General features: G+C 71.7%; 23 protein-coding genes. 10 read left to right on the forward strand and 13 right to left on the reverse strand.

The window, feature by feature from the left end; translation table 11 throughout:
• Positions 1 to 3: 3 nt before the first annotated feature.
• Entirely contained in the window at positions 4 to 243 is a 240-nt protein-coding gene (locus ACFXKG_RS02670) for a hypothetical protein (RefSeq protein ID WP_384831084.1), read from the forward strand.
• Between the two features lie 86 nt (positions 244 to 329).
• On the opposite strand, the gene ACFXKG_RS02675 is transcribed toward ACFXKG_RS02670, so the two are convergent.
• Complete coding sequence (locus tag ACFXKG_RS02675) at positions 330 to 947, reverse strand: alpha/beta fold hydrolase (RefSeq protein WP_384831087.1); 618 nt, start codon at positions 945 to 947, stop codon at positions 330 to 332.
• 423 nt (positions 948 to 1,370) lie between these two features.
• On the opposite strand from ACFXKG_RS02675, the gene ACFXKG_RS02680 reads away from it, so the two are divergent.
• Both ACFXKG_RS02680 and ACFXKG_RS02685 read left to right on the forward strand, forming a co-directional pair.
• Positions 1,371 to 2,420, forward strand: a complete 1,050-nt coding sequence (locus ACFXKG_RS02680; RefSeq protein ID WP_384831091.1) for a sulfotransferase family protein — start codon at positions 1,371 to 1,373, stop codon at positions 2,418 to 2,420.
• 138 nt (positions 2,421 to 2,558) lie between these two features.
• Positions 2,559 to 3,281: a hypothetical protein gene (locus ACFXKG_RS02685; RefSeq protein ID WP_384831094.1), complete on the forward strand. Its 723-nt coding sequence runs from the start codon at positions 2,559 to 2,561 to the stop codon at positions 3,279 to 3,281.
• A 147-nt stretch (positions 3,282 to 3,428) separates the two neighbouring features.
• Here the strand turns inward: ACFXKG_RS02685 and ACFXKG_RS02690 are convergent, their stop codons facing one another.
• Positions 3,429 to 5,000 (reverse strand): AbgT family transporter, encoded by a 1,572-nt coding sequence (locus tag ACFXKG_RS02690; protein WP_384831774.1) that lies wholly within the window; start codon positions 4,998 to 5,000, stop codon positions 3,429 to 3,431.
• Positions 5,000 to 6,289: an amidohydrolase family protein gene (locus ACFXKG_RS02695; protein ID WP_384831097.1), complete on the reverse strand. Its 1,290-nt coding sequence runs from the start codon at positions 6,287 to 6,289 to the stop codon at positions 5,000 to 5,002. The genes ACFXKG_RS02690 and ACFXKG_RS02695 overlap by 1 nt, the downstream gene beginning before the upstream one ends.
• 142 nt (positions 6,290 to 6,431) lie before the next feature.
• Between ACFXKG_RS02695 and ACFXKG_RS02700 the strand changes: the two genes are divergently transcribed.
• From ACFXKG_RS02700 to ACFXKG_RS02730, 7 genes are all read left to right on the forward strand, one after another.
• Entirely contained in the window at positions 6,432 to 7,481 is a 1,050-nt protein-coding gene (locus ACFXKG_RS02700) for an Lrp/AsnC family transcriptional regulator (RefSeq protein ID WP_384831100.1), read from the forward strand.
• 166 nt (positions 7,482 to 7,647) lie between these two features.
• The gene (locus tag ACFXKG_RS02705) at positions 7,648 to 8,625 is read left to right on the forward strand and encodes a PDR/VanB family oxidoreductase (RefSeq protein ID WP_384831103.1); all 978 of its coding nucleotides are present in this window, start codon (positions 7,648 to 7,650) and stop codon (positions 8,623 to 8,625) included.
• 54 nt (positions 8,626 to 8,679) lie between these two features.
• A complete protein-coding gene (locus ACFXKG_RS02710) occupies positions 8,680 to 10,020 on the forward strand; it encodes a Rieske 2Fe-2S domain-containing protein (protein WP_384831106.1) in 1,341 nt (446 codons plus the stop codon).
• A complete protein-coding gene (locus tag ACFXKG_RS02715; protein ID WP_384831109.1) occupies positions 10,020 to 10,898 on the forward strand; it encodes an alpha/beta fold hydrolase in 879 nt (292 codons plus the stop codon). Before ACFXKG_RS02710 ends, ACFXKG_RS02715 begins: the two co-directional genes overlap by 1 nt.
• A gap of 17 nt (positions 10,899 to 10,915) precedes the next feature.
• Positions 10,916 to 11,074: a hypothetical protein gene (locus tag ACFXKG_RS02720; RefSeq protein WP_384831112.1), complete on the forward strand. Its 159-nt coding sequence runs from the start codon at positions 10,916 to 10,918 to the stop codon at positions 11,072 to 11,074.
• Positions 11,071 to 12,399, forward strand: a complete 1,329-nt coding sequence (locus tag ACFXKG_RS02725; RefSeq protein WP_384831115.1) for a M20/M25/M40 family metallo-hydrolase — start codon at positions 11,071 to 11,073, stop codon at positions 12,397 to 12,399. Before ACFXKG_RS02720 ends, ACFXKG_RS02725 begins: the two co-directional genes overlap by 4 nt.
• 97 nt (positions 12,400 to 12,496) lie before the next feature.
• Positions 12,497 to 13,201 carry a TetR/AcrR family transcriptional regulator gene (locus tag ACFXKG_RS02730; protein WP_384831118.1) on the forward strand — a complete coding sequence of 235 codons (705 nt, stop codon included), beginning with the start codon at positions 12,497 to 12,499 and terminating at the stop codon, positions 13,199 to 13,201.
• Positions 13,202 to 13,211: 10 nt separating this feature from the next.
• On the opposite strand, the gene ACFXKG_RS02735 is transcribed toward ACFXKG_RS02730, so the two are convergent.
• The 10 genes from ACFXKG_RS02735 to ACFXKG_RS02780 all read right to left on the reverse strand — a co-directional run bounded on the left by ACFXKG_RS02735 (position 13,212) and on the right by ACFXKG_RS02780 (position 23,782).
• Positions 13,212 to 14,018 carry an alpha/beta fold hydrolase gene (locus tag ACFXKG_RS02735; protein WP_384831121.1) on the reverse strand — a complete coding sequence of 269 codons (807 nt, stop codon included), beginning with the start codon at positions 14,016 to 14,018 and terminating at the stop codon, positions 13,212 to 13,214.
• Between the two features lie 18 nt (positions 14,019 to 14,036).
• Positions 14,037 to 15,347 (reverse strand): MFS transporter, encoded by a 1,311-nt coding sequence (locus tag ACFXKG_RS02740; protein WP_384831124.1) that lies wholly within the window; start codon positions 15,345 to 15,347, stop codon positions 14,037 to 14,039.
• Positions 15,348 to 15,665: 318 nt separating this feature from the next.
• Positions 15,666 to 16,340 (reverse strand): NADPH-dependent F420 reductase, encoded by a 675-nt coding sequence (npdG, locus tag ACFXKG_RS02745; RefSeq protein WP_384831127.1) that lies wholly within the window; start codon positions 16,338 to 16,340, stop codon positions 15,666 to 15,668.
• 44 nt (positions 16,341 to 16,384) lie between these two features.
• A complete protein-coding gene (locus ACFXKG_RS02750; protein WP_384831131.1) occupies positions 16,385 to 17,713 on the reverse strand; it encodes an MmgE/PrpD family protein in 1,329 nt (442 codons plus the stop codon).
• Entirely contained in the window at positions 17,710 to 18,759 is a 1,050-nt protein-coding gene (locus ACFXKG_RS02755; RefSeq protein WP_384831134.1) for an LLM class flavin-dependent oxidoreductase, read from the reverse strand. Before ACFXKG_RS02755 ends, ACFXKG_RS02750 begins: the two co-directional genes overlap by 4 nt.
• Positions 18,756 to 19,613 carry an alpha/beta fold hydrolase gene (locus ACFXKG_RS02760; protein ID WP_384831137.1) on the reverse strand — a complete coding sequence of 286 codons (858 nt, stop codon included), beginning with the start codon at positions 19,611 to 19,613 and terminating at the stop codon, positions 18,756 to 18,758. The genes ACFXKG_RS02755 and ACFXKG_RS02760 overlap by 4 nt, the downstream gene beginning before the upstream one ends.
• The gene (locus tag ACFXKG_RS02765) at positions 19,610 to 20,596 is read right to left on the reverse strand and encodes a catechol 1,2-dioxygenase (protein WP_384831140.1); all 987 of its coding nucleotides are present in this window, start codon (positions 20,594 to 20,596) and stop codon (positions 19,610 to 19,612) included. Before ACFXKG_RS02765 ends, ACFXKG_RS02760 begins: the two co-directional genes overlap by 4 nt.
• A 329-nt stretch (positions 20,597 to 20,925) precedes the next feature.
• A complete protein-coding gene (dmpG, locus tag ACFXKG_RS02770; RefSeq protein ID WP_384831143.1) occupies positions 20,926 to 21,990 on the reverse strand; it encodes a 4-hydroxy-2-oxovalerate aldolase in 1,065 nt (354 codons plus the stop codon).
• The gene (locus tag ACFXKG_RS02775) at positions 21,987 to 22,952 is read right to left on the reverse strand and encodes an acetaldehyde dehydrogenase (acetylating) (protein ID WP_384831146.1); all 966 of its coding nucleotides are present in this window, start codon (positions 22,950 to 22,952) and stop codon (positions 21,987 to 21,989) included. The genes dmpG and ACFXKG_RS02775 overlap by 4 nt, the downstream gene beginning before the upstream one ends.
• Positions 22,949 to 23,782 (reverse strand): 2-keto-4-pentenoate hydratase, encoded by an 834-nt coding sequence (locus tag ACFXKG_RS02780; RefSeq protein ID WP_384831149.1) that lies wholly within the window; start codon positions 23,780 to 23,782, stop codon positions 22,949 to 22,951. The genes ACFXKG_RS02775 and ACFXKG_RS02780 overlap by 4 nt, the downstream gene beginning before the upstream one ends.
• Between the last annotated feature and the right edge of the window lie 72 nt (positions 23,783 to 23,854).

Genomic DNA, 23,854 nt, shown 5'->3' on the forward strand with positions numbered 1-23,854 from the left:
AGCATGTCCGCTGCACCGGAGGCCATCCAGGCCGCTCTCAACCGGGGTGCGCCACCCCCAGGCAGCCGATCGCGCGCATCCGACGTCGCGGCAGACACCGCGCGAGGTGCGGTGGTCCGGGGCCTGTCGTCCGGATCAGGTCCTGGAATCGCCCCCGACCTCGCCACCTACGCCGATGTCAAGGATCCCGTCGTCGATCTCGTCGTCGCCGTCGCCGAACCCTGGGCGCGGGACACGGGCTGACAGCCGTCCACCACGATGAGCAGCAGGCCGGACCCGCGCCGGGGCTGACCTCGCGGGCCCGGCCTGATCCACCCGACAGACCCTAGCTAGGCCGGCCCGCCCCCGTACGAACCGGCCCAGGCCACCCACTGCGCCACCGCGTTGGTGGCGTAGCAGCCGGAGGGCAGGAAGAGGGCGAGTTCACAGGCGTGGCGGCCCGGCGTGAGGGTGTCCTCGCCCGTACGGTCCACCCGGACCCGGGTCTGCACCACCGTCGGGCGCAGCCCCTGGGAGCGGCGGATCTCCCCGTCGGACCAGCAGTGGCGCTCGTAGCGCAGCCAGGTCTCGTCCGGGTGGGTGCCTGCCGTCTCCCAGGCGACGAAGGCGCGGGCGCGGGCCTCGCTCGGGCGTATCAGCGTGGGCAGGGCACGCAGCAGGTAGCCGGGCCGGAACCCGGCGAAGACCTGGGTGGGGTCGACGAGGGCGAGGCGGTCGACCCGCTGCGGCGCGTGCAGCGCGTACCTGGCGGCCAGCCAGGCACCGTACGAGTGACCGCACAGGTGAGTGCGGGCGAGCCCGAGCCCGTCCAGCAGTGCGTCCAGCCAGGCCGTCAGCCACGCCGTACGGGCGCACCCGGGTCCACTCGTACGGCCCGACGGACGGCAGCTCGGTGGTGCTGCTGCCCTGCGGATCCGCCACCCGCCTGGTCTGGTTCGCCAACGCACCCGCCCTCGGCGAGCGCCACCGCATCCACGCGGTCGATCTCCTGGGCGACGCCGGCCGCACCGAACGCGGGGGAACACCGCTGAGGAGCGCCGACGATCTGACGGGCGCGCAGCGCGTCGTAGGCGAGGTCGAAGGCGGACAGGGACATGGGCATGGACCTCGTTGACAGATGACTCCGCCGACGGGATCCGCCGGCGGTCGTCGCGGGATTCGAGTGGGCGCGACGAGCCGGCGCGGGTGACCGCCACCGGCGAACGGTCCCCGGACTCACCACGGGCAGGTGCGACCGCCCCCTGCGGTACGTCGGCACACCGGAACCCTAGGCGGTCGTACGTGCGGCGCGGCCCGGAGGTGTCCGCCGGCGGATAGTCTGTGGCGCGCTCGGCGGCAGGCACGCTCATTCCTCTCGCAGAAGGACATCCATGCGCACCCTGACCTTCGTCATCGGCACCGGTCGCAGTGGGTCGACCGCGCTCTCCCGCATTCTGGCCATGCACCCGGACGTGTTGAGCCTGAACGAGTACATGGCATCCGTCGGAGAGACCGCCTTCCCCGAAGGCCGCCTGACCGGGGAGGAGTTCTGGCGGGCCCTGGCCACGCCCACACCGTATTTCGCGCAGATGCTCCGCAGCGGGCTGCCCATGCCGGAATTCCTGTACACCCGCGAGCCCGGCCGGCGGTACGACGTGTCCACCACGGGCATCCCGGGCCTGTCGCTGATGGTGCTCCCTCATCTCACGAACGATCCCGACGGGCTCCTCGACGCGTTGGAGGGCACGGTGGTCCGCTGGCCCGAACGCTCCCCGGCCGGCCACCACCGGGCGCTCTTCGGGCACCTGTGCACCCGGCTGGGGCGGGCCCATGTCGTGGAGCGCTCCGGCTACTCCACCGGTTGGGCCCCCCGCCTGCGCGAGGCGTTCCCCGAAGCGCGGTTCGTCCACCTGTTCCGCGACGGCCCCGACTGCGCGCTCTCGATGAGCCGCCACCCCGGCTACCGCGTGATCTGTCTGACGCGGGAGATCCTCCGCCGGTGCGAGGTCACTCGTCTCGACGAGCTGACCGATGCCCATGTCCGGGCGCTTCCTCCCGCGTTGACGACGCTGCTCGGCGAACGTTTCGATCCCTCCCTGGTGACCCATCACCCCATCCCCTTGCGGACCTTCGGCGCTCTGTGGTCCCAACTGGTCACCGACGGAACGGAATTCCTCGCCCGACTGCCCGCCGGTCGGGGCACCACCCTCGCCTACGAAGACCTGTTGGACGACCCGTCCGCCGAACTGACCCGTATGGCCGAGTTCATCGGCGTCGCCCCGCGGCCCGAGTGGCTCCGCTCCGCAGGGGCCCTCCTCGACCCCGGCCGCCGCGGTTCCGCGCACTCCCTGCCCGCTTCCGAACGCGCCGAGCTGGTGGCCGGTTGCGCACCCGGCATGCGCGTCCTGTCCACGGAAGGGCCTGCCTCGCGACCGTCGTAGCCGGCGACGTCGAGGCAGGGCGAACTCGACTTCCCCGAGTGCGGCTTGATGTCACCTACGTCCGGGGAGCCGGCATGTCGCACACTGGTCGCCAAGCGCGATTTGGTCATGTCCATGCCTCGATGGAGAGGATGTCCGGTGGAAGGATGTAAGTTCACGCGGCGCTCGGCGTTGGCCGTGGCGGCCGGGGGGATCGCGGGTCTCGGTTCCGGGGCGTTCACCGGCACCGCCCGGGCGGCGACGGGATCGGTGGACCGGAGAGCGGCCGACCCGCCGACCGGGACGGTGCGAGTGTTCTGGCTCAGGCCCTCGGACGTGGCGAACGACTCGCGATACCCGAACGGCATCACCGGCGTCATGCGGGAGTCGCAGCGCTACTACCGCCAGGAACTCGGTGTGACGTTCAAGCTGAACGACCCGGCGGTGGAGGTGGTCCAGGGCAACCACCCGCGGGCCTGGTACGAGAACACGCCGAACGGCGGCGAGGCGTACTGGTGGGTGGTCTTCAACATGCAGCAGGAGCTGTTGGCCAGGTTCGGTCTCAGATCCCCGGACCCCCGCTGGCTGTGCGTCGGCGAGGTCAGCGCGGAGAAGGCGGGTGTCTCGGGCGGTGGTGGAGGTGCCGGCTGGGTGATCCTCAGCGGTCACGACGCCGACGGCGCCGCCGGGGTCAACGGCCCGATGAACCGGTGGTACGGCGGCATGGTGCACGAGTTGGGCCACGCCCTCGGCCTGCCCGACTCCTCGCAGACCGACGGCACGCCGATGTCCGGCTCGTTCTACGACTACCCGAACTGCCACTTCAGCCAGCAGCAGAAGGACAGGATCCGGAACGGCCCCTACGGCGGCTTCCTGTCCTGAGCCCAGGGCGCCGCCGCTCTCCCGGTGGGCTCGTCGTAGCGGGTACGCGCGCAGGCACGGCTTCCGGTGGTCATGGAGTGTCGCGTTCGCCGACCACCACGACGGAAGACCGTGCCTGCCGCGTCATCTCCGTCCGGACCGATGTGCTCAGTCCAGACCGATGCGCGCCCCGGGCCCGAGCGGCAGATCGAACCCGTAGAAGACGCTCAGGATCGCCAGCCAGACGACCAGGAAGGGCACGACGAAGATCGACAGTCGGGAGATGAGCGTGCCCAGGCGCGCGTCCGGCTCGTACTGGCGCAGCAGTGCCAGGGTCAGGAACACGTAGGGGTTCATCGGGGTGATGATTCCGGTGGCGGAGTCGCCTATGCGGAACGCGGCCTGGCTGAGGGCCGGACTCATGCCCAGGAGCATGAAGGCCGGGACGAACACGGGACCGACCAGCGACCACAGGGCCGACCCGGAGACGATGAACAGGTTGAGGACGGACACCAGGAGAACGAAGCCGGTCACCACCCAGAAGCCGGTCAGACCGATCGATTCGAGACCGGCGGCGGCCTTCACGGCGAGGAGGACGCCCACGTTGGACCAGTTGAAGAGCGCTATGACCTGGGCGGCGACGAACATGAGGACGAGGTAGCCCGACATGGTCTTCACGGAGTCGGACATGGCGGTCACCACGCTCTCCGAACCCGTCAGGGCCCTGACCGTGATTCCGTAGGTCAGTCCGGCCAGCATGAACGCCCCGAACAGCACGGGGACGATGCCGGTGAGCAGCGGTGAAGGGACCAACGCCCCGGCCTCACCGCGCAGCGGACCCCCCTCGGGCAGCCACAGGAGGAGGACCGCCACCGCGTAGACCAGGACGACCGGAGCGGTCAGCAGCAGTCCCCGCCGCTGGGCCGGAGTGAGAGCGAGGTTCTGCTCCGCCGGTTCGTCCGCGGAGGCCTGGTACGGGCCGAGGCGCGGCTCCAGGACACGGCTGATGAGGAAACCGCCCAGAAGTCCCAGGACAAGGCTGCTGGCCGCGGTGAAGTAGTAGTTGACCAACAGGTTCAGGTGCTGGTCCGCGCCGCCCGGCAGGACGGAGGCCGCCTGCTGGGTGATGCCGACGTAGAGGGCGTCCAGCGAACCGAGGGTGAAGCCCGCGGCGTAACCGGCGCCGACGCACGCGAAACCGCCGATCAGACCTGCCACGGGGTGGCGCCCCGCGCTCTTGAACACCACGGCCGCCAGGGGTGGCAGCACGATGGAGGCGACATCGCTCATCATGTGCGCCTGGCAGGCGACCAGCGCCACCAGATAGGGCAGGAGGGCGCGCGGCGCGCGGGCCAGGGTGGCCCGCATGACGGTTTCCAGGAGGCCGGTCCTCTCCGCGACACCCACTGCCATGATCATGAGCAGTACGGCAGCGACGGGCGGGAACGTGGCGAAGTTGGGGACGAAGTTCTCCAGCAGCCAGCGCATTCCCTCGCCGGTGAACAGCCCGCCGACCTTCTTGGTCTCGTCGGCTCCGGGCACCGTGACCGACACGTCGGCCAGGGCGAGCGCGGTGGAGACGACGGCCAGGAGGACGAAGAGCCCGGTGAACAGGAGAATCGGGTTGGGCAGGGCGTTGCCGGCCCGCTCGATCAGGGACAGCAACCGGTCGATGCCACGGGGCCCGCCCGGGGCCGGGGCCTCACGCTCCCGCGCCGGCACAGGAGTTGGTGTGGACATCATGGCCGCCCTGCGGCAGGGGTGCCCGGCTGCAGCGAACCCTTGCGGACCACACCGTCCTGGATCACGCACACGATGTGGGCCGGATCGCCCAGCACACCGATGTCGGTGAGCGGATCCCCGTCGCACACGACGAGGTCCGCGACGCGGCCGGACGTCAGGCTGCCCAACCGGTCGGCCACACCGAGCAGTTCGGCGGAGGTGCGGGTACCGGCGACGATGGCGTCCATCGGATCCATCCCCAGGTCCACGAGATAGCTCAGTTCCATCAGGTTCACCCCGTGCGGACCGACGGCGGCGTCGGTGCCGAGCGCGATCCGGGCACCCCGCTCGATGGCATGGGCGATGTTGGTCTTGGTGATGCCGGACCAGCGGACCTTCTTCTGGTAGTGGTAGTCGGGCATCGTGTCCTTGTTGATGCCCGCGTACACCGTGGAGAGCGTCGGGACGACGAAGGCATCGCGCTCGGCGAGCAGGTCCAGCGCCCGGTCGTCGAGGCCGTAGCCGTGCTCGATGCTGGTGACGCCGGCGCGCAGGGCGTTGAGGATGCCCGCGTTGCCCTGGGCGTGTGCCGCGACCGGCTTGCCGCCGTGACGCCGGGCCTCGTCCACGACCGCGCGGATCTCCTCCTCCAGCAGGCCCTCGTCGTCGGGCTGGTCGTACGGGCTGCCCATGCCGCCCGTGGCACAGACCTTGATCAGGTCGGCCCCCTCGCGCAGCACCCGCCGTACGGCGAGCCTCGCCTCGTCGGCGGTGTCGGTGATCTCCGACATGCCCGCGGTCAGGTCGGTGCCGTCGGGCAGGCGCAGATCGGCGTGGCCGCCGGTGTGACTGAGGATCCGCACGGCGGTGTGCAGCCGCGGGCCGACGATCCGCCCGGTCTCGACCGCCGTGCGGTACCCCGCGGACAGACCTCCCAGGTCCCGGGCGCTGGTGATGCCCGCGTCGAGCGTCTGCCGCATCCGCGCGACGGTGTCGAGGGTCACGAGGACCCGGTCCAGTTCCGCGCGGCGGTGGGGCGGGGAACCATGCGCGTAGGACAGGTGGACGTGGCAGTCGAAGAAGCCGGGCAGCACGGTGCGGCCGCCGGCGTCGAGGACGCGGACCGGATCGGCCTGGCCGGTCACCGGCGGTGCGGCGGCCGCGGGTCCGGCGTAGGTGATGACTCCCTCGGCGTCGACGAGGATGACGGCGTCGTCCACCGGGGACGAACCTGTGCCGTCGATGAGCCGGGCGTTGTGGATCCTCAGCGGGGTACGGGCCGCGTTCTGTGTCATAGCATCCGACATCGGGAGACACTCCTCAAGCGATGGAGAGTAGGCGAGGAGAGTGTGGAATGCACATGAAAACCCGGTGTCACGGCGCAGTTTCCGTGCCGAATTCGTTCCTGTACGCAGAGAAGTGCCGCCCCTGAGTGCGCAGGATAGTGCCGTGACGGAGCTCGACGAGCTGGATCGTGGCCTCGTCCACGCCCTGCAGATCCACCCCCGGGCCCCCTGGACACTGATCGGCGAGGTGCTCGGGATCAACCCGGTCACCGTCGCGCGACGGTGGAACCGCCTCACCGGGGCGGGCCTGGCGTGGGTGACCGCCTATCCCCGGGTCTCCAACACACGGGCCGTCGTGACCGGTGTGATCGAGGTGGACACCGAGCCGGGGGCCGCCGAGGACGTCGCGTGGGCCCTGGCCGCCCACCCCTCCATGCCGAACATCAAGCTCACGGCCGGCGGCCGGGACATCGTGGCCACCGTGCAGACCATGAGCCTCGACGAGCTGGCCCGCCTCGCCACGTCGCAGTTCCAGCGCACGCCGGGAGTGAGGGCCACCCGTACCCATGTGTCCACCGGTGTTCCCACCGAGGGGAGCCAGTGGCGTCTGCGCAGCCTGGACAGCACACAGAGCGCGCGCATCGAGGCGGCCCTTCCCCCGGTCCACCGGGCCGCGCCGGTCGCCGGGGCGGGCTGGGACTCCCTCGACGCCCACCTGCTGGAACTGCTGAGCACGGACGGCCGCATGTCGCTGCGCGAACTGTCCGCGCGGACCGACGCCGGTGTCTCCACGGTGCGCCGCCGTCTGCACTCCCTGCTCGCCTCGCGCCTCAACCTGCGCTGCGACCTCGCCCGGCCCCTGTCCGGATGGCCGCTGTCCGCCGTGTACTTCGCCTCCGTTCCCGGCAAGTACCTGGACGAGACCAGCCGGATCCTGGCCGGTGTCCGCGAGGTCCGCTCCTGCTTCATCGCCGCCGGCCCGCACACCCTGGTGATCGACGTCTGGCTACGGGCCCTGAGCGATGTGCACGCCTTCGAGGCCCACCTCTCGCGGCAGCTGCCCCGGCTCACCGTCAACGACCGCTCGGTGGTGCTGCGCACCGTCAAGCACATGGGAAGACTGCTGGACCACGACGGCACCTGCGTGGGGGTCGTCCCCCTCCGGCACCCCGCGAGCGCACACCCGGTCGCCGCCCCGCACGAGGCGCCGTAGGACCTGCGGTGATCGCGACCGAGGTCGCGGACGGCCCGTGGAACACGTAGCGCCTCTCGCTCCTTCCCCCGCTCCTTCACTCGCTCCTTTGTGTGGATCGACCTCTTCCCAACTGGGAACTTTTGTGTACCGTACTTAGTACGACCGGTCGTGGCTGGAGGTACACATGTCGATCGACATCGGTGAGGCCGCTCTCGCAGGCATCACACAGAGCGCCGGAGCCCAACATTCCGGCGTGCTCGAACTGGAGGTTGTGCAGCTGAGGAGGGAGTCCGACGGTGTGCTGTCGGTGACGCTGGCCGATCCCGAGCGCCGGCTGCTGCCGGCCTGGACGCCGGGAGCGCACATCGACCTCCGGCTGCCCGACCATGTACGGCAGTACTCGCTGTGCGGCGATCCGGCCGAGCGCCGCGAGTACCGGGTGGCGGTCCTGCGCGAGGAAACGTCCCGGGGCGGGTCGGCCTACGTCCACGACGCGCTGCGGCCCGGCGAGCTAATCGAGGTGGGCGGGCCGCGCAACAACTTTCCGCTGGTCCCGGCGGAGGAGTACCTCTTCGTCGCGGGTGGCATCGGCATCACACCGCTGCTGCCGATGATCGCGGCGGCGGGGGAGAACTGGCGGCTGCTCTACGGCGGCCGTACCCGTCGCTCCATGGCCTTCACCGGCCGTCTCGGGAGCGATCCGCGGGTCCTGGTGCGCCCGCAGGACGTGTACGGGGTGCTCGACCTGGCCGGAGCCCTGGGGGAGCCACGTCCGGGAGTGGCCGTGTACTGCTGCGGTCCGGAGCCGCTGATCGCGGCGATGGAGGCCGCCTGCGCCGCGTGGCCGGCCGGCACCCTGCACGTCGAGCGGTTCTCCGCCGCCGGCATCGACACCAGCGGCGACGTGGCCTTCCACGTGGTCGCGCGGCGCAGCAACACGCGGCTCGCCGTCCCCGCGGGCGAGAGCGTCCTCGACGTCCTGGAGACCGCCGGGATCGAGGTGCCCAACGCCTGCCGCGACGGCATCTGCGGCAGCTGCGAGACACGCGTCCTGGACGGGCTTCCCGAGCACCGCGACACCCTCACGGATCCGGAGGTGACCGACCGTGTCCTGCCCTGCGTCTCCCGCGCCCGTACGGCCGAACTCGTCCTCGATCTCTGACCGGCCGTCCCGTCCGGCCGCCTGCCCCGAACCGCCCCCTCGAAAGGCATTCCTGTGACCGAGCAGAGCAACCGGGCCTCCGACGACGGTCCCGGCCCCGCCGGAACCACCCCGGTCGAACCGGCCGTCGCGGCGGCGACCACCCCGGTCGAACCGGCCGTCGCGGCGGCGTCCGACCCGGCCGAGGCGGAGGCTCCGCGCCGGCCCGCGCGCCGGCGCGGCAGGTCGGCCGCGGCGGAACCGCCCCCCGGGCCGCCCGTGCAGGCCGGCGCCGACTGGGGCTCCTGGGCCACCTACGACGCCGCCGAACTCGGTTTCCGTGACTTCTGGTACCCGACGCTCTTCGCCCACCAGGTCGGCCGTAAGCCCGTCCCGGTGACGGTGGCAGGGGAGAAGATCGTGCTGGTCCGCGACGAGACCACGAACACGGTCCGCGCCCTGCACGACCGCTGTCCGCACCGCGGAGTACCGCTCTCGCTGGGCCGCCGGCAGTTCGACGGCACCATCAGCTGCCCGTACCACGGCTGGACCTACGACCTGACCGACGGCAGGCTCTGCGCCGTCATCACCGACGGGCCCAGCTCGCCGATCTGCGGCAAGGTCAAGGTCGCCACCTACCACGTGGCCGAGCGCCTCGGCCTGGTCTTCGTCTACATCGGGGATGTCCCGGCGGGGGAGGAGCCGCCGCCGGTCGAGCGGGACATCCCGGCGGAACTGAACGACAACTCCCTGGTCCTGGGCGGGCGGACCGAGATACGGGACGGCAACTGGCGGTTCGCCGCCGAGAACGGCTTCGACGAGGGCCACGCCAAGTACCTGCACAACACCGCGCTCTGGCGGCTGTTCAAGGTCATGCCGACCTGGAACATGACCCGGATCGTGGAGCGGGACGGCTGGCTGATCCGCGTGCAGGACGAGGTGCACTGGGACGCCGAGTTCCCCGGCGTCGGCACCTTCACCAACAGGCGCTGGTGGAAGCGGATGCCCCTGCCCGACCGGCCCGGCAAGAACGGCGACGCCAACCCCGTCATCGCCGGCCTGGACCTGCCCGGCTTCGTGTCGATCCGGCTGCCCGGCCTGCTGCGCGTCGCCTACCCGCAGTTCATCCACTACGAGTGGTACGTGCCGGTCGACGCCGACCACGTCCGGTACGTCCAGCTCATGGTGCGGTTCGAGACCGGCCGCAAGGCGCTGGCGTTCAAGGCGAAGTACCTCACGGCGATCCGCTGGCTCTTCCACGGGCAGTTCACCGCGCAGGACGCGTGGATGGTCGACGTGATGGACGCCCCGCCGGAGCGCCTGTACCGGCCGGACCTGTCGCTGACTGCGTGGCGCAGGCACATCGAGCAGGCCGGCCCCGTCGTCCAGCCGGCCGAGAAACGCCGAGGGCACTGATGCCCGGTTCCCGCCGCCCCGGCCTGCACCACACCAGGCTCGGCCCGGCGGACACCGTTCCGACCGTCGTGCTGCACGGTGGCGGGCCGGGCTGCCACGCCGCCGCGGACTTCGCCGCGGTGCTCGCCCTGCGCCCCCGCCGGGCCTGGCTCTGTGTCGACCTGCCCCGCTACGGCCGTTCACCCCTGCCAGGCCCGGGGCTGCCGTCCGGCCGGTTCTCCGGACCCGCAGCCGCGCTCGCCGGTCTGCTCGACGGCATCGGCGGTCCCGTGAACATCCTCGCGCAGTCCCTCGGCGGCGCGGTGGCGCTCGCGCTCGCCGCGCGCCGGCCCGAACTGGTGGCACGGATCGTGCTGATCGGCAGCACCCCGGCCGCCTTCCGCGGTGTGCGCACGGACCCGGGGCTCGGCGCCCGGCTGCGCGACGCGCTGTACGCCGATCCCGGGTCCGCCCGGATGCGCGCGCTCATGGAGGGCGCCGAATGGCATCGCTCCACACCGCCGGAGGAACTCGTCGCGCGGCGCCTGCGGGCGGCCACCACGGCGACGGCGCTCGCCGTCGCGACCGATCCGGCGGCCCGCGGCACCGACGAGGACCTGGGCCCCCTGCTCGGGACCGTCACCGCCCCGACACTGGCGGTCTGGGGGGCACACGACCCCTTCTCCGGGCCCGCCTACGGGGCCGCGCTCGCCGGTGCGCTGCCCCACGGAGACCTGGTGGTCCTCGGCCGTACCGCGCACCATCCGCAGTCCGAACGCCCGGACGCCGTCGCCGCTCTCGCCGACGCGTTCCTCCCGGAGCCCGGCCGCGGAGGCGGGCCGGCACCCACCTCCGCCACGACAGATCCGCCCGTCCCCCCTCAGCAGGGGAACCCGTGACCTCAGCAGGAGAACCCGTGCCCCGTACCCGTCTGCTCGCCGCCTCCCTGGGCGCCGCCGCGCTCGCGACACTGATCGTCGCCGACCGGACCGTGATACGCCGCCGCTACGGCGCCGGCCTGCTCGCCAAGGCGGGCCGCGGCACCACCGTGCTGACCGTACGGCGGCCCGCGTGAGCGCCCCGCTGGCCCGCGCGACCGGGCTCGACGACGAGCGGCGCGCGTGGGTCGAGGCCGCCCGGGCGCGTCTCGACCGCACCCGGATCACCGAACTGGTCGTCGGGATGGTGGACATCCCCAGCCCCACCGGCGAGGAGGCCGAGCTCGCCCGGCACCTCGCCGACACCCTGACCGCGGCGGGGCTGCGCGGCCGCTACCAGGAGATCGACGACCGGCAGGGCAACGCGGTCGGCGTGCTTCCCGGCACCGGCGGAGGCGACGACGTGCTGCTCTACGCGCCGATCGACACCTTCACCGTGGGCGACGAGGCCGAGGACGTCCCGTGGATCGGTGACGAACTGCGCCCCGACATGCGTCCGCGCGCCGAGGTCCACGGCGACCATGTCCTGGGGCTCGGCGCCAGCAACCCGAAGGGGCACGGGGCGGCGGTGATCGCCGCCGCGGAGGCGCTCGCCGCCGCCGGAGTCCCCCTGGCCGGCGATGTCGTCGTCGGACTGGGAGCGGGCGGGATGCCGACCAACGGCCGGACCGCCCGCGGGCTGACCCGGCGCAACGCCGGCCAGGGCGTCGGCTGCTCGTTCATGCTGGAGCAGGGCGTCTGGGCCGACCACGCGATCATCGCCAAGCCCGGCTGGGCGGTCGCGTGGGAGGAGGTCGGGCTCTGCTGGTTCGAGGTGCGGGTGCGCGGCACCTTCTCCTACGTCGGCTCCCGCCACCGCATGCCGTACCGGAACCCGATCGCGCACGCGGCCCGGGTCGTACAGGAACTGGAGGACTGGTTCCCGCGGTACGCCGCCCGGCACACGGACGGGCTCGTCGCGCCGCAGGGCATCGTGGCCGCGATCGAGGGCGGCTGGCCCCGGCTGGCCTCGGCCACCCCGGCGCTCTGCCGGTTCGTGGTGGACCTGCGGACGAACCCGCGCTCCACTCCGGCGGAGGTACGGCGCGAGTTCGGGGCGGCGATCGACGGCATCCGGTCGGGATGTCCCGAGATCGACGTCGAGTGGGACATGGTCCTGTCCATCCCCGGCACCGCCACCCCCGAGGACGCTCCGGTCGTACGGGCCGCGGTCGCCGCCTGGGAGGAGATCGAGGGGCGTCCACACACGCCGATCACCGCCAACTCCGGTGCCACGGACGCGAACATCCTGCGCTCCCGGGGACTGTCCACCGCTCGTATCGGCATGGACCGGATCGGTCCCGACGCTCCGATCCCGCTGGATTTTCCGGCCGGGATGAACACCGTCGACATCCGGGAGGCCGAGCGGCTCGCCCGCCATCTCATCCACACCGTCGTCGCCCTCGCCGGCCCCTCACGATGACGAGCCGGGGCAGCCGGGGCAGTCCGGGCAGCCGGGGCGGCCGGGAACACCGGCTGCCCTTAGACTCGTCCGGAACGGATCAGACGCGGAAGTGGGCATGACACAGCGGAGTTCGAGCCAGAGACGTACAGCGAGCCTGACGCCCGGCAGGATCATCGAGGCGGCACTGCGCCTGTCCGACCACGAAGGCGGTCTGGACCGGCTCACCGTGCGCAGAATCGCATCCGAACTGGGCGTCGGGACCATGACGCTCTACAGCTACTTCCGCAGCCGCGACGAGATCCTCGACGGCATGGCCGATTACGTACTGGGCCGGATGCAGCTGCCGGCGGAGCCGCCGGCGGGCCCGGCCGAGGCGATGCGTGACGTCGGGCTCGCCTTCCTCGACATGATGGACGAACATCCGACCGTCATCAGGTTGTTCGGCAGCAGGGTCACCGACAGCCGCCCGGCGCTCCGGGGGGCGATGGAGGCCCCGCTGCAGCGGCTGGTCGACGCCGGCATCCCGGGCCCCCTCGCGGTGCGCTGCTACGGATTTCTGATCACCTACTCGATCGGATTCGCCACCTACCAGGCCCCCAGACCCTGGGGCCGCGCGGCGGACGCCGGCGGCGGGGACCGCGCCGAGCAGCGCCGGCAGCGTTCGCACGTCTACTCGGCGCTGCCTCGCGACGAGTTCCCGCGTCTGGTCGAACTCGCCGGCGAACTCCCCGGCCTGCCCACGAACGAGCAGTACCTGGCCGGCCTGGAGGCGTTCATCACCTCCGTCCTGTCCCGGCCGGACCTGTCGCCTCCTGGCTGACGGCCGTCGCTCACTCGCGGGTGCGCGCGCCGTCCTGGAGAAGGAACCGGCCGACCGCTTCCGCGAACAGGTCCGGCCGGTGGTCGACCGAGGGAACACCCGTACCCGGCAGCACTTCGGAGACCGCGCCCGGAATCGCCGCGAGGATCTTCGGCACGTCCGGCAGGGAGAAGGTGTCGAGTTCGCCGCAGAGCACCAGCGTGCGCGCGGTGACCGAACCGATCCGGTCCTCCATGCGGTACCGGTTGACGGCGAGGTGTCCTTCCTCGACCCGGTCCAGTACCCGCAGGGCGTCGCGGACCAGGCGCTCCAGCAGGTCCGGCCGGTCGGCCGGGTAGTAGGCGGCCCGGTTGTCCCAGAGCCGCTGGAGGTGCGAACCGTCGGCCGCGCGTTCCACATGGTCGATGGGCGGACGTCCGGTCGCGACCTGGTGGCGGCGCGGCGCGTCGACGAAGGGCGTGCCCGAGAGCACCAGCGTCCGCACCCGGCCGGGCGCGGCCGCCGCCACTTCGGTCGCGATCACACCGCCGGTGTGATGCCCGACGAGCGCGAACCGATCGAGGCCGAGGGCGTCGCACAGGTCGAGCACGGCCCGCGCGAAGAGTTCCACGCTCCACTCCCCGGTGGGGCGGGCCGACATGCCGAATCCGAGAGTGTCCATGGCGATGGCGCGGAAGCCGCGCCCGAGCAGGGGCAGGACGTCCCGGTACTCGTCCCAGGACCGGGGCGTCTGGTGGAGCAGGAGCACCGGCTCTCCGGTGCCCTCCTCCACGTAGTGGAGCTGGCCGAACCGGCTGTCGGCGAAATGGTGGCGCATCTGTTCTCCCGGTACGGGTCAGCGGGTGGGCACGGTCAGGGGCGCCGGCTTGCCGGCCGGGGCTTCGGCGGGGTGGAGGAAGACTCCGGCGATCAGGGACACCAGGGCCGCGCCGCCCATGTAGAGGGCGATGGCGAACCAGCCGCCGGTGCTGTCCAGAAGCGAGGCGGCGATCGCCGGGGCGAAGGCGTTGCCGAGGATGAGACCGGTGGTGAAGCCGATGGACATGCCGGTGTAGCGCAGGGCCGGCGGGAAGACCTGGGAGAAGTAGGCGGGGACGACGGCGTAGTTCGCGGAGTAGCCGATGAAGAGCACCACGAAGCCGAGCAGCATCGGTCCGTACTGACGGGTGCCGAGCAGCGCGAACCAGGCGAACGGCAGCACCACCAGGGACGCCGCGCTGATCAGGAACACTCGGCGTACCCCGACCCGGTCGGCCAGCGCGCCGAACGCGGGAACGCAGACGAGGATCACGGCGGTGGCCGGCAGCAGCACCTTGAGCATCGCGTCGTTGCCGAGTCCGAGGCCCTCGGGCCCGTAGGCCAGTGAATACACCGACGCCATGGTGAACGACACACCGGCGGCCAGGATGGCGAGGGCCAGCAGGGCCACCTGGCGTCTGTTGTGGCGCAGGACTTCGACGATCGGCAGCTTGGCCACGTCGCCGGCTTCCTTGGCGCGGGCGAAGTCCGGGCTCTCGTCGACCGCCCGGCGGACGAAGTAGCCCACCACCACCAGGACCGCGCTGATCAGGAAGGGGATGCGCCAGGCCCAGTCGAGCATCTCCTCCTTGGGCAGGGAGAACACCGGCAGGAAGGCGAGGTTGGCCAGCAGCAGGCCGGCGGTGGACCCGGTGTTCACCAGCGATCCGAAGAAGCCGCGCCGCTTGTCCTCCGCGTGTTCGACGGTCATGAGGATGGCTCCGCCGTACTCACCGCCCACGCTGATGCCCTGGAGGATGCGACAGAGGATGAGCAGGGCGGGCGCCGCGAGTCCGACCTGGTCGTAGGTCGGCAGCAGTCCGATCGCGAAGGTCGCGACCCCCATCATGATCAGCGTGATCATGAGCGTGGTCTTGCGGCCGACCCGGTCACCGAAGTGTCCGAACACGACCGCCCCCACCGGCCGGGCGACGAAGCCGATGGCGAAGCTGGACAGGGACAGCAGTGTGCCGACCGCCGGGTCCGTACTCGGGAAGAAGAGCGGGGCGAAGATCAGTGAGGCGGCGAGGCCGTAGGCGGCATTGTCGTAGTACTCGATCGTCGTACCGATCCAGCTCGCCACCACCGCTTTCGTCCGTTGTTGCGCGGGAGTGCTGGAAACGCTCATCGGATCCTCCATGAGGTGAGCCGCAGATGTGGGTGAGGACAGGGCCTCGGGCGGCGGCCGGAGCGGGAACGCCGAGGAAATGAGGGGGGCGCGTTTCGGGCGGCGGCCGGAAGGGGTGGTGCGGTGGTGCCTCAGCACGTGACCGTACGATGTACGGTTCAATGCACGGGCGTCAAGGGAAGGTGGCCGGAGCGAGAAAGGCGAGACTCTTCCGTTACGGGCGGAGCGATGCGGAAACAGGGCCGATATCCCGGGGCCGGCCCCCGTAACACCCGGGGCCGGACGGCGGCGCCGCAGCCTCCGGTGTGCCGCCGGACGTCATCCGGTCTGTTGCAGACCGGCGATCCGGAGGCCGGAACGCACCTTGTAGCGCTTGTTGACATGGATCAGTGTGGCGGTGAGCGGTTCGAGATGCCGGGCCAGCCGGAGCGGGCCCGCGTCGACACCGGGGCGACCGGTGACGGCGCGTGCGAGTTCGCACGCGACATCCTTGGCCTGCTCGTCGTCCCCGCAGACCAGTACGTCTTCGTGGTCCAGCATCGCGGACGGTCCCCAGAGACTCACCGCTGACACATGATGGAACGCTCCGGCCAGTCTGGCCCCGGGGGCCAGACGCAGGGCCTCCTCGGCCGCGCTGCCGTCGGCGACGTCGAGGCCGTAGGGGCCCCGCTCGTCGAAGCCGAGCGGGTTGACGCAGGAGATCAGGACCTTGCCGGCCACCCGGGCGGCGAGGGAGGCGACCAGATCCGCGTGGCCCCGGTAGGGCACGGCGAGCAGGACGATGTCCGCCGCCTCCGCGGCGGCGGCGTTGTCCGCCCCGCTGACCAGGCCCGCCGACCCGATCCGGTCGGCGATGCCGTCGGCCGTCTCCTGTGCCCGCCCGGCCGAACGTGAACCGATGACCACGGTGTGGCCGGCCTTGGCGAACCGGTAGGCGAGGCCCTTCCCCTGAGGCCCCGTGCCGCCGATGACAGCGATCTTGTAGAGGGTCACTGTGACTCCTTGTGCTGTACGTGCGTGCTGTACGAAGGGGACCTTCAGGGCCTGGCGAGCGCGCTCAGAGCGAGCCGCAGGTCGCGGATGTCGCTCACGGCGTCCAGCGCCAGGCACCGCGCCGGCCATCGCTCCCGGAGGAGACCGTCCCCGGTTGTTCCCACCCGGCGGCGGAACTTGGCCGTCACCATGTCCGTGAGCGCGGGCAGGGCGGTTTCACGCGCCGCGCCGGTCTCCTCCCGTACGACCCGCCGGCCGTCCGGCAGGTGGACGACAACGCGGGCACCCCAGTGGTCCGGCAGGCCGGCGTCGAGGTCGGGGGCTCGCCCCAGGACCACCTCCGGTGTGTCCGGGGGAAGTTCACCACGGAAGGACGCGACGTCCCCGGCGGCTCCGTGGAGCCAGGCTCCGACGGCGAAGGACGCGCTGGCCGCGGCTTCGGTGGGCCCCGGGGACACCCGGTCGGCGGTGACGAAGCGGGACAGGGCGGTCGGCAGGAGGACCTCTATGCGGCGCGCCGTGCCGACCGGTACCTGCCGCGCGGCCAGGGCGTCCAGCGCGCGGAGCGCCGCGTGCAGAGGGAGGGCGCACGGGTACGCCTTGAAGACGCAGCTCTCCAGGTGAGGGCGCGCCCCGGCCGACCCGGGCGCCGCGGCCACGCCGAGCGCGGCGGCGCCCGGCCCGTCCAGCAGGGTCGGGCTGGCCCGCGCGCCGGCCCTGGCCAGATAGGCGGCCTCGACCCCGTTCGCCGCCGCGCGTCCGGCCAGCAGATAGTGTCCGGCCGCGAGTTCGTCCTGGCTGAGCAGCCCGCCGAGCCCGGCCGCGGCCAGGCCCAGCGACACCGCGGTGGCCGCGCGGTCGAGGTCCAGCAGGTGTGCTGTGGCGGCGGCCGCCCCCAGCGCGCCGAAGACCGCGGTGGGCCACCAGGAGCGTTCGTAGAGCCGCGGCCCGCCGAACCGCAGCCCCGCCTCGACGGCGACCTCGTAACCGACCACGACGGAATCGATGACGGCGCTGCCCGGCCGCCCCTCCAGGTCGGCCACGGCCAGGGCCGCGGGCACGACCACGGCCGACGGCACCACCGCCGAGGCGGGATGCAGGGCGTCGTACTCGTCGGCATGGGCCAGCACCGACTCCACCAGTACGGTCGCCCGCAGGGAGTGTGTCCCCGTCAGCGCGGGCGAGTGCATGTCGCCCCGGTCGCCGGTGTGCGACACGAGCGCGGAGAGCTGGGCCGCCAGAGGATGGGAGACACCGGCCGCCACGCACCCCATGGTGTCCAGCACGTGCAGAGCGGCCAGGATCCGGGTGTCCGCACGGGCCTTGCCCAGGCCGCGGCCGCCGCATCCGGCCAACTCCTCCAGGACGCTCACCGGCCGGTCCCCTTCGCCAGGGCGGGAAGCACCCCGGAGCCGACGCTCTCGATCAGCTCGGTGGGCAGGTCGTACGAACCCACATGCTGGAGGAAGACGCCGGTCACTCCGTCGGCGTGCAGCGCCCTCAGTTTGCGGGCGATCTCCTCGGCGGTCCCGACCAGGCAGAACTCCTCGGCGAACCGGAGGGCGTCCGCGTCGCTCACCCACTCCGAGCAGATCTTCACGGCCGCGTCCCAGTCCTCGGCGTGCACGAGATCCGGGTAGACCCCTTCGACCTTCGCGGGCACGTCGATCTCTATCCCGGCGAGGGCGAGAGCCGCCGCTCCGCCGTTCTGCGCGATCGACGCGCAGATCGGTTTGAGGAGCCGGGCCGCGGCCGTCGTGTCGTCGGTCACCGCGCAGAACGCCGATACGGTCAGCGGGATGGTCCCCGCCGGGCGCCCCGCGACGGCGGCCCCCTCCCGCACCTGTGAGGTGGCGCCGGCGAGGGTCCTCGGCGAGACGCCGCTGAGCAGGATGACCCCGTCGGCGATCTCGCCGGCGAGTTGCAGGTTCCTGGGACCGCTGGCGGCCAGGTGGACCGGAACCCCCGGCCCGGGGTCCCGCAGCCGGGACCTGACGCCGCCGAAGTCCCACTCCTCGCCGTTCAGCAGGGCCTTCAGCAGGGTGAGCCCGGCACGCATCTCCGCCCTGGTGCTCGGACGCATGCCGACGGGGCCGACCGAGCTGTTGCCGACGCCGAGACCGAGGACGAACCGGCCGGGCGCGAGTTCGGCCACACTGCGCGCGGCCGAGGCGACGACGGCCGGGTGACGGGTGGCGAGGTTGGTGACCGCGCTGCCCAGACCGATCCGCTCCGTGGCCAGAGCGGCGGCGGTCAGCACCGTGAACACGTCCCGCCACAGCAACTGCGAGTCGGGGAACCACACCTGGTCGAAGCCGAGGCTCTCCGCCCGCCGGACGGTCTCCACCAGCCGGTCCGCGCGGTCGCAGGGCGGTATCCGTATGCCGACGCGCAGCGCCCCGCCCTCCGGGGCGGTCATGCCCGGGCCCCGCTGAGGAAGTCCAGGTGCAGCGCGTTGAACCGGTCCGCGTGCTCGTGCTGGGGCCAGTGGCCGCACTCGGCGAAGATCTCCAGGGCCGATCCGGCGATGGCGCGGTTCAGGGCGTGCGCCTCGGGAACATCGCCGAAGGGGTTCTCCGCACCCCACACGATGAGAGTCGGCGCGGTGATCCGGGCCATCTGCTCCGGGCTGAGGAGGTCCTCCAGACGGTTGTCCATCTCCTGCAGGCACAGCAGGTTGGGCAGTGCCTTGACGAACTCGGGCCGGTGATAGATGTGATGGCGGACCTCGACCAGTTCGTCACTGACGTTCGCCGCGGGGTCGAACATGAGCAGTTCGAGCCGCTTGCGGGTGAAGGCGATGTCGTCCTCCTCCACCGCCTTGCGGGTGCTGGTCCTGATCCGTTCCATCACCGTGGGATTGGCGACGGTGCCGCCGGGAGCGACCAGGGTCAGCCGGCTCACCCGGTCGGGGTGGTCGGCGGCGAGCCTGCCGGCCACCCAGCCCCCGAGCGACTCTCCCACGAAGTGGGCCCGGTCGATGCCGAGAGCGTCCATGTACGCCAGCACGTGGGCGACGTAGCGGGGGATGCGGTACGGCGCGTCGGGGCCCGCGGTGTAGCCGTGGCCGATCATGTCGATCGCGTGGCAGGAGTATCCGGCCGCCGCGTGAGCCGGAATGTTGCGTATGAAGGCTTCCAGGTGGCCGCTGGTGCCGTGGAGGAATATCACGGCCTCGCCGGACCCGGCCTGGAGCGACCGGGTGCGCATTCCTCCCGCGTCCACGTATGTGAGACGGAATTCCGTTCCGGTCAGTTCGGTCCAGATACTCATGAGCGCGTCTCCTTCTTGGCGGGAGTCTTCTTGGCGGGAAGGGGAAATGACGAACGGGGTTCCAGAACGGATACGCCCATTCCGGTGAGCCACTCGTCCATCGCGGCGTAGGCCAGAGTGCGCCCCTTGCACGGTCCGAGCGCCGCCGTCATCGCTATCCACGAACGGATCTCCTGGGCTCCGTTGCCGGCCTCGGCGGCAACCTCCTCGGAGGTGAGGGCGAGGAGCGAACTCAGGTCGCCCGTCTCGACCAGCGAGAGGAAGCGCTCGTCGAAATCCTGGTTGATCCGCGGCCGGGCGGCCCGGATGATCGCGCGGCGGCGCACCTCGTACTCGCTCCACGAGTCGCGCCCGTTCAGCCATGCCTCGACCAGGAAACGGTCGTCGTCGCTGAGCGCGTCGAACCACGCGGGCCAGGGCAGTTGGTGGGACAGCCCGCCGGAGGCGACCACCGCCACTCTCTTGGCCTCGCCGTCGTCGCGTACGGAGGCGCCGATCGCCTGCCCCAGCGCGTGGCAGCGGGCCAGCGAGGGCAGCGGCGGCGCGAACATGTTGATCACCACGGGCACCACGGGGACGTCCAGCCCGGGCAGCAGATGCTGAAGGCTGTGGGTGATGCCGTGGTCCACCGTCAGCCGCAGCGAGAAGGCCGGGTCGAAATCCTTCCGCACCAGTGAGTCCACCACGTGGCGTGCCAGGGCGGTGTCCACCGGCAGCGGCCCGGCCGGCGTTCCGGCCTCGCCCGCCCCCAGCACCTCGCCGACGCCGACGGTGATCGCGGGCATCATGTCGAGGAAGAATCCGCGGAAGTGGTTCGAGCCGATGATCACCACCGCGTCGGGACGGGCCTCGGCCAGTGCCTCGCGGGCCTCGGCCAGTCCGTCGCGGAACCGGTGCGCGCCTTCGAGGTGGTCCACCTCCGCCCAATGCGTGTTCATCAGGGTGCTGTGAGAGGCACCCACTCCGAGGACCACAGAACTCATCTGCTCTTCCTTTCGGGAGTGATGCGGCGAGGCGACCGGCATCGACGAGGCGAGCGGAACCGACGAGGCGAGCGGAACCGGCGAATCGAGAGGAACCGGCGAGGCGGCAGGCGTCCCACCGGATCACATCGCATCGCGACGTCGTGATCCCTCCGCCATTCGCGCAATTCCCGGGTAGGAGGAGCGGGAATTTCCCGGACGGCTTTCCCGGACGGCCCGTACCGAACGGTGCCTTCGCCGGAGGTATCGGTTCATTACAACGTACCGTACATAGTACGGATGGGAAAGAGGTGCGGCGGTGGCCGGGGGCCGTCCCCGGGACCGGACGGTCAGGACGCGAGGTCCGCCCGGCTCAGCAGGTCCAGCGCGACGTCCGTGATCATGTCCTCCTGGCCGCCGACCATCTTGCGGCGGCCGACCTCGACCAGGATCGCCCGGGTGTCCACCCCGTGCCGGGCGGCGGCCGCCTCGGCATGGCGCAGGAAACTGGAGTACACCCCCGCGTAGCCCAGCGTGAGGGTCTCGCGGTCGACGCGGACCTCCCGGTCCTGCAACGGGCGGACGAGGTCGTCCGCCGCGTCCATGAGCGGGAACAGCTCGCAGCCGTGTTCCCAGCCCATCAGGTCGGCCACCGCGATGAACGCCTCCAGCGGGCAGTTGCCGGCTCCGGCGCCCTGGCCGGCGAGGGAGGCGTCCACCCGGGTGACACCGTGCTCCACGGCGACCACGGTGTTGGCCACGCCGAGGGCGAGGTTGTGGTGGGCGTGGATGCCGAGTTCGGTGGCGGGGTCGAGAACGTCGCGGTAGGCCCGCAGGCGGGTACGGACGCCGTCCATTGTCAGTCGGCCGCCGGAGTCGGTGACGTAGACACACTGGGCGCCGTAGGACTCCATGAGCCGGGCCTGACGCGCCAGTTCGGCCGGCTCCGCCATGTGCGACATCATCAGGAAACCGGCGACGTCCATGCCCAGGGAACGGGCGGCCGCGATGTGCTGGGCGGAGATGTCGGCCTCGGTGCAGTGGGTGGCGACGCGCACGGAACGTATGCCGAGGCGGTGTGCCTGCTCCAGATCGCGTACGGTGCCGATGCCCGGCAGCAGCAGGGTGGTGGGAATCGCGGTGCTGGTGGCGCCGACGACGGCCTCGATCCACTCCCAGTCGGTGTGGGCGCCCACACCGTAGTTGATGCTGGAACCGGCGAGACCGTCGCCGTGGGCGATCTCGATCGCCGCCACACCGGCGGCGTCCAGGACGGCCGCGATGTCGCGGGCCTGTTCGACGGTGTAGCGGTGCCGCACGGCGTGCATGCCGTCCCGGAGGGTGACGTCCTGGACGTACAGGACGGGTGTGGGGGAGGCCGCGGTCGCACGGGCCCCGGAGTCGGTCGTGGTCATCGCGCGGCCCCTTCGCCGGAACGGTGTACGGCCATGCGTTCCGCGGTGCGCAGCGCGGCCGAGGTCATGATGTCGAGGTTGCCGGCGTACGCGGGCAGGTAGTGAGCGGCGCCCTCGACCTCAAGGAAGACCGAGACCTTCACCGCGTCGGCGCGGACGGCCCCGGCGGGCAGCCAGGACCGCAGCGGATCGTCGGCCCGCACCGGGTCGAACTGCACCTCCTGCTTGAGGCGGTAGCCGGGTACATACGCCTGGACACGGCCGACCATGTCCGCCACGGAGGCGGCCACCGCCCCGGTGTCGCACTCCGAGACCAGGCAGTGCACGGTGTCGCGCATGATCAGCGGTGGCTCCGCCGGGTTGAGGATGATGACGGCCTTGCCACGGGCGGCGCCGCCGACGGCCTCCACGGCGGAAGCGGTGGTCTCGGTGAACTCGTCGATGTTCGCCCGGGTGCCGGGGCCCGCCGACCGGGACGCGATGGAGGCGACGATCTCCCCGTAGTGGACGGCGGTGACCGCGCTGACGGCGGCGACGATCGGGATCGTGGCCTGGCCGCCGCAGGTGACCATGTTGACGTTCCGCGCCCGGAGGTGGGCGTCGCCGTTGACCGGGGGCACCACGTACGGGCCGATGGCCGCCGGCGTGAGGTCGACGACGGTACGCCCGAGGGCACCCAGCACGTCGTCGTGGTGCCGGTGCGCGCCGGCGGAGGTGGCGTCGAAGACGATCTCCACGTCCGCGAATTCGTCCATCTCCACCAGCCCGTCGACTCCCCGGTGGGTGGTGGCCACCTTCAGGCGCCGGGCCCGGGCCAGGCCCTCGGAGTCGGGATCGATGCCTGCCATGGCCGTGACCTCCAGGCTCTCGGAGAGCCGGAGTACTTTGATCATCAGATCGGTGCCGATGTTGCCGGACCCGATGATGGCCACCTTGGGGCGCCTGCTCGTGCTACTGCTCACCGCTCATCTCCTTCCGTGGCGAACCCGACCCGTACGGAGCCCAGGGTCGAGATACGGGCTTCGAACACATCGCCGGGGACAGCGGGCGTCATCGGTCCGAGCGCTCCGGTGAGTACGAGGTCACCGGCCCTGAGCGGATCCCCCAGCCCGGCCAGGGTCGAGGCGAGCCAGGCGACGGCGCTGAGCGGACTTCCCAGGCAGTCGGCGCCGCTTCCCCGGGAGACGACCTCGTTGTTGCGCGTCATCGTCATCCGCACCGAGGGCAGGTCCAGATCCCGCAGAGGCACCGGGTCAGCGCCCAGGACGTAGAGCCCGCAGGACGCGTTGTCGGCGACGGTGTCGACGATGGAGATGTCCCAGCCGCGCACCCGGCTGTCGACGATCTCCAGCGCGGGCAGCGCGACATCGGTGGCCCGCAGCACGTCGGCGACGGTGCACCGCGGGTGCGGCAGGTCGCCGCCCAGGACGAGCGCCACCTCGGCCTCGACCTTGGGCTGGATCAGCCGGCCGACCGGCACCATGCCGCCCGCCGGCACCTCCATGTCCGCGAACAGCACCCCGAAGTCGGGCTGACCGACCCCGAGCTGGGACTGCACGGCCCGGGAGGTGAGGCCGATCTTGCGCCCCACCGCCCGTCGTCCGGCCGTCAGGCCGTGCCGGACGTTGAGCCGCTGGACGGCGTACGCGCTCTCGATGTCGCCGTCGTCGAACAGCACACGCACCGGACCGCAGGCGGTCCGCGTCCGGGTGGCGTCCGCCAGCACTCCGGCGGCCTTCACCACGGCCGGGGATACGGAGTCCGGTGGAACGGCGGGGGGTGCGGTGGGCACGGGCTACCTCCAGGGACGAGTGAGGACCGAGGCCGTCGGTGCGCTCGATGTGGCCTCCGGTATAGACGCATC

This window comes from Streptomyces sp. NPDC059255, from assembly GCF_042752355.1.
GTDB lineage: Bacteria > Actinomycetota > Actinomycetes > Streptomycetales > Streptomycetaceae > Streptomyces.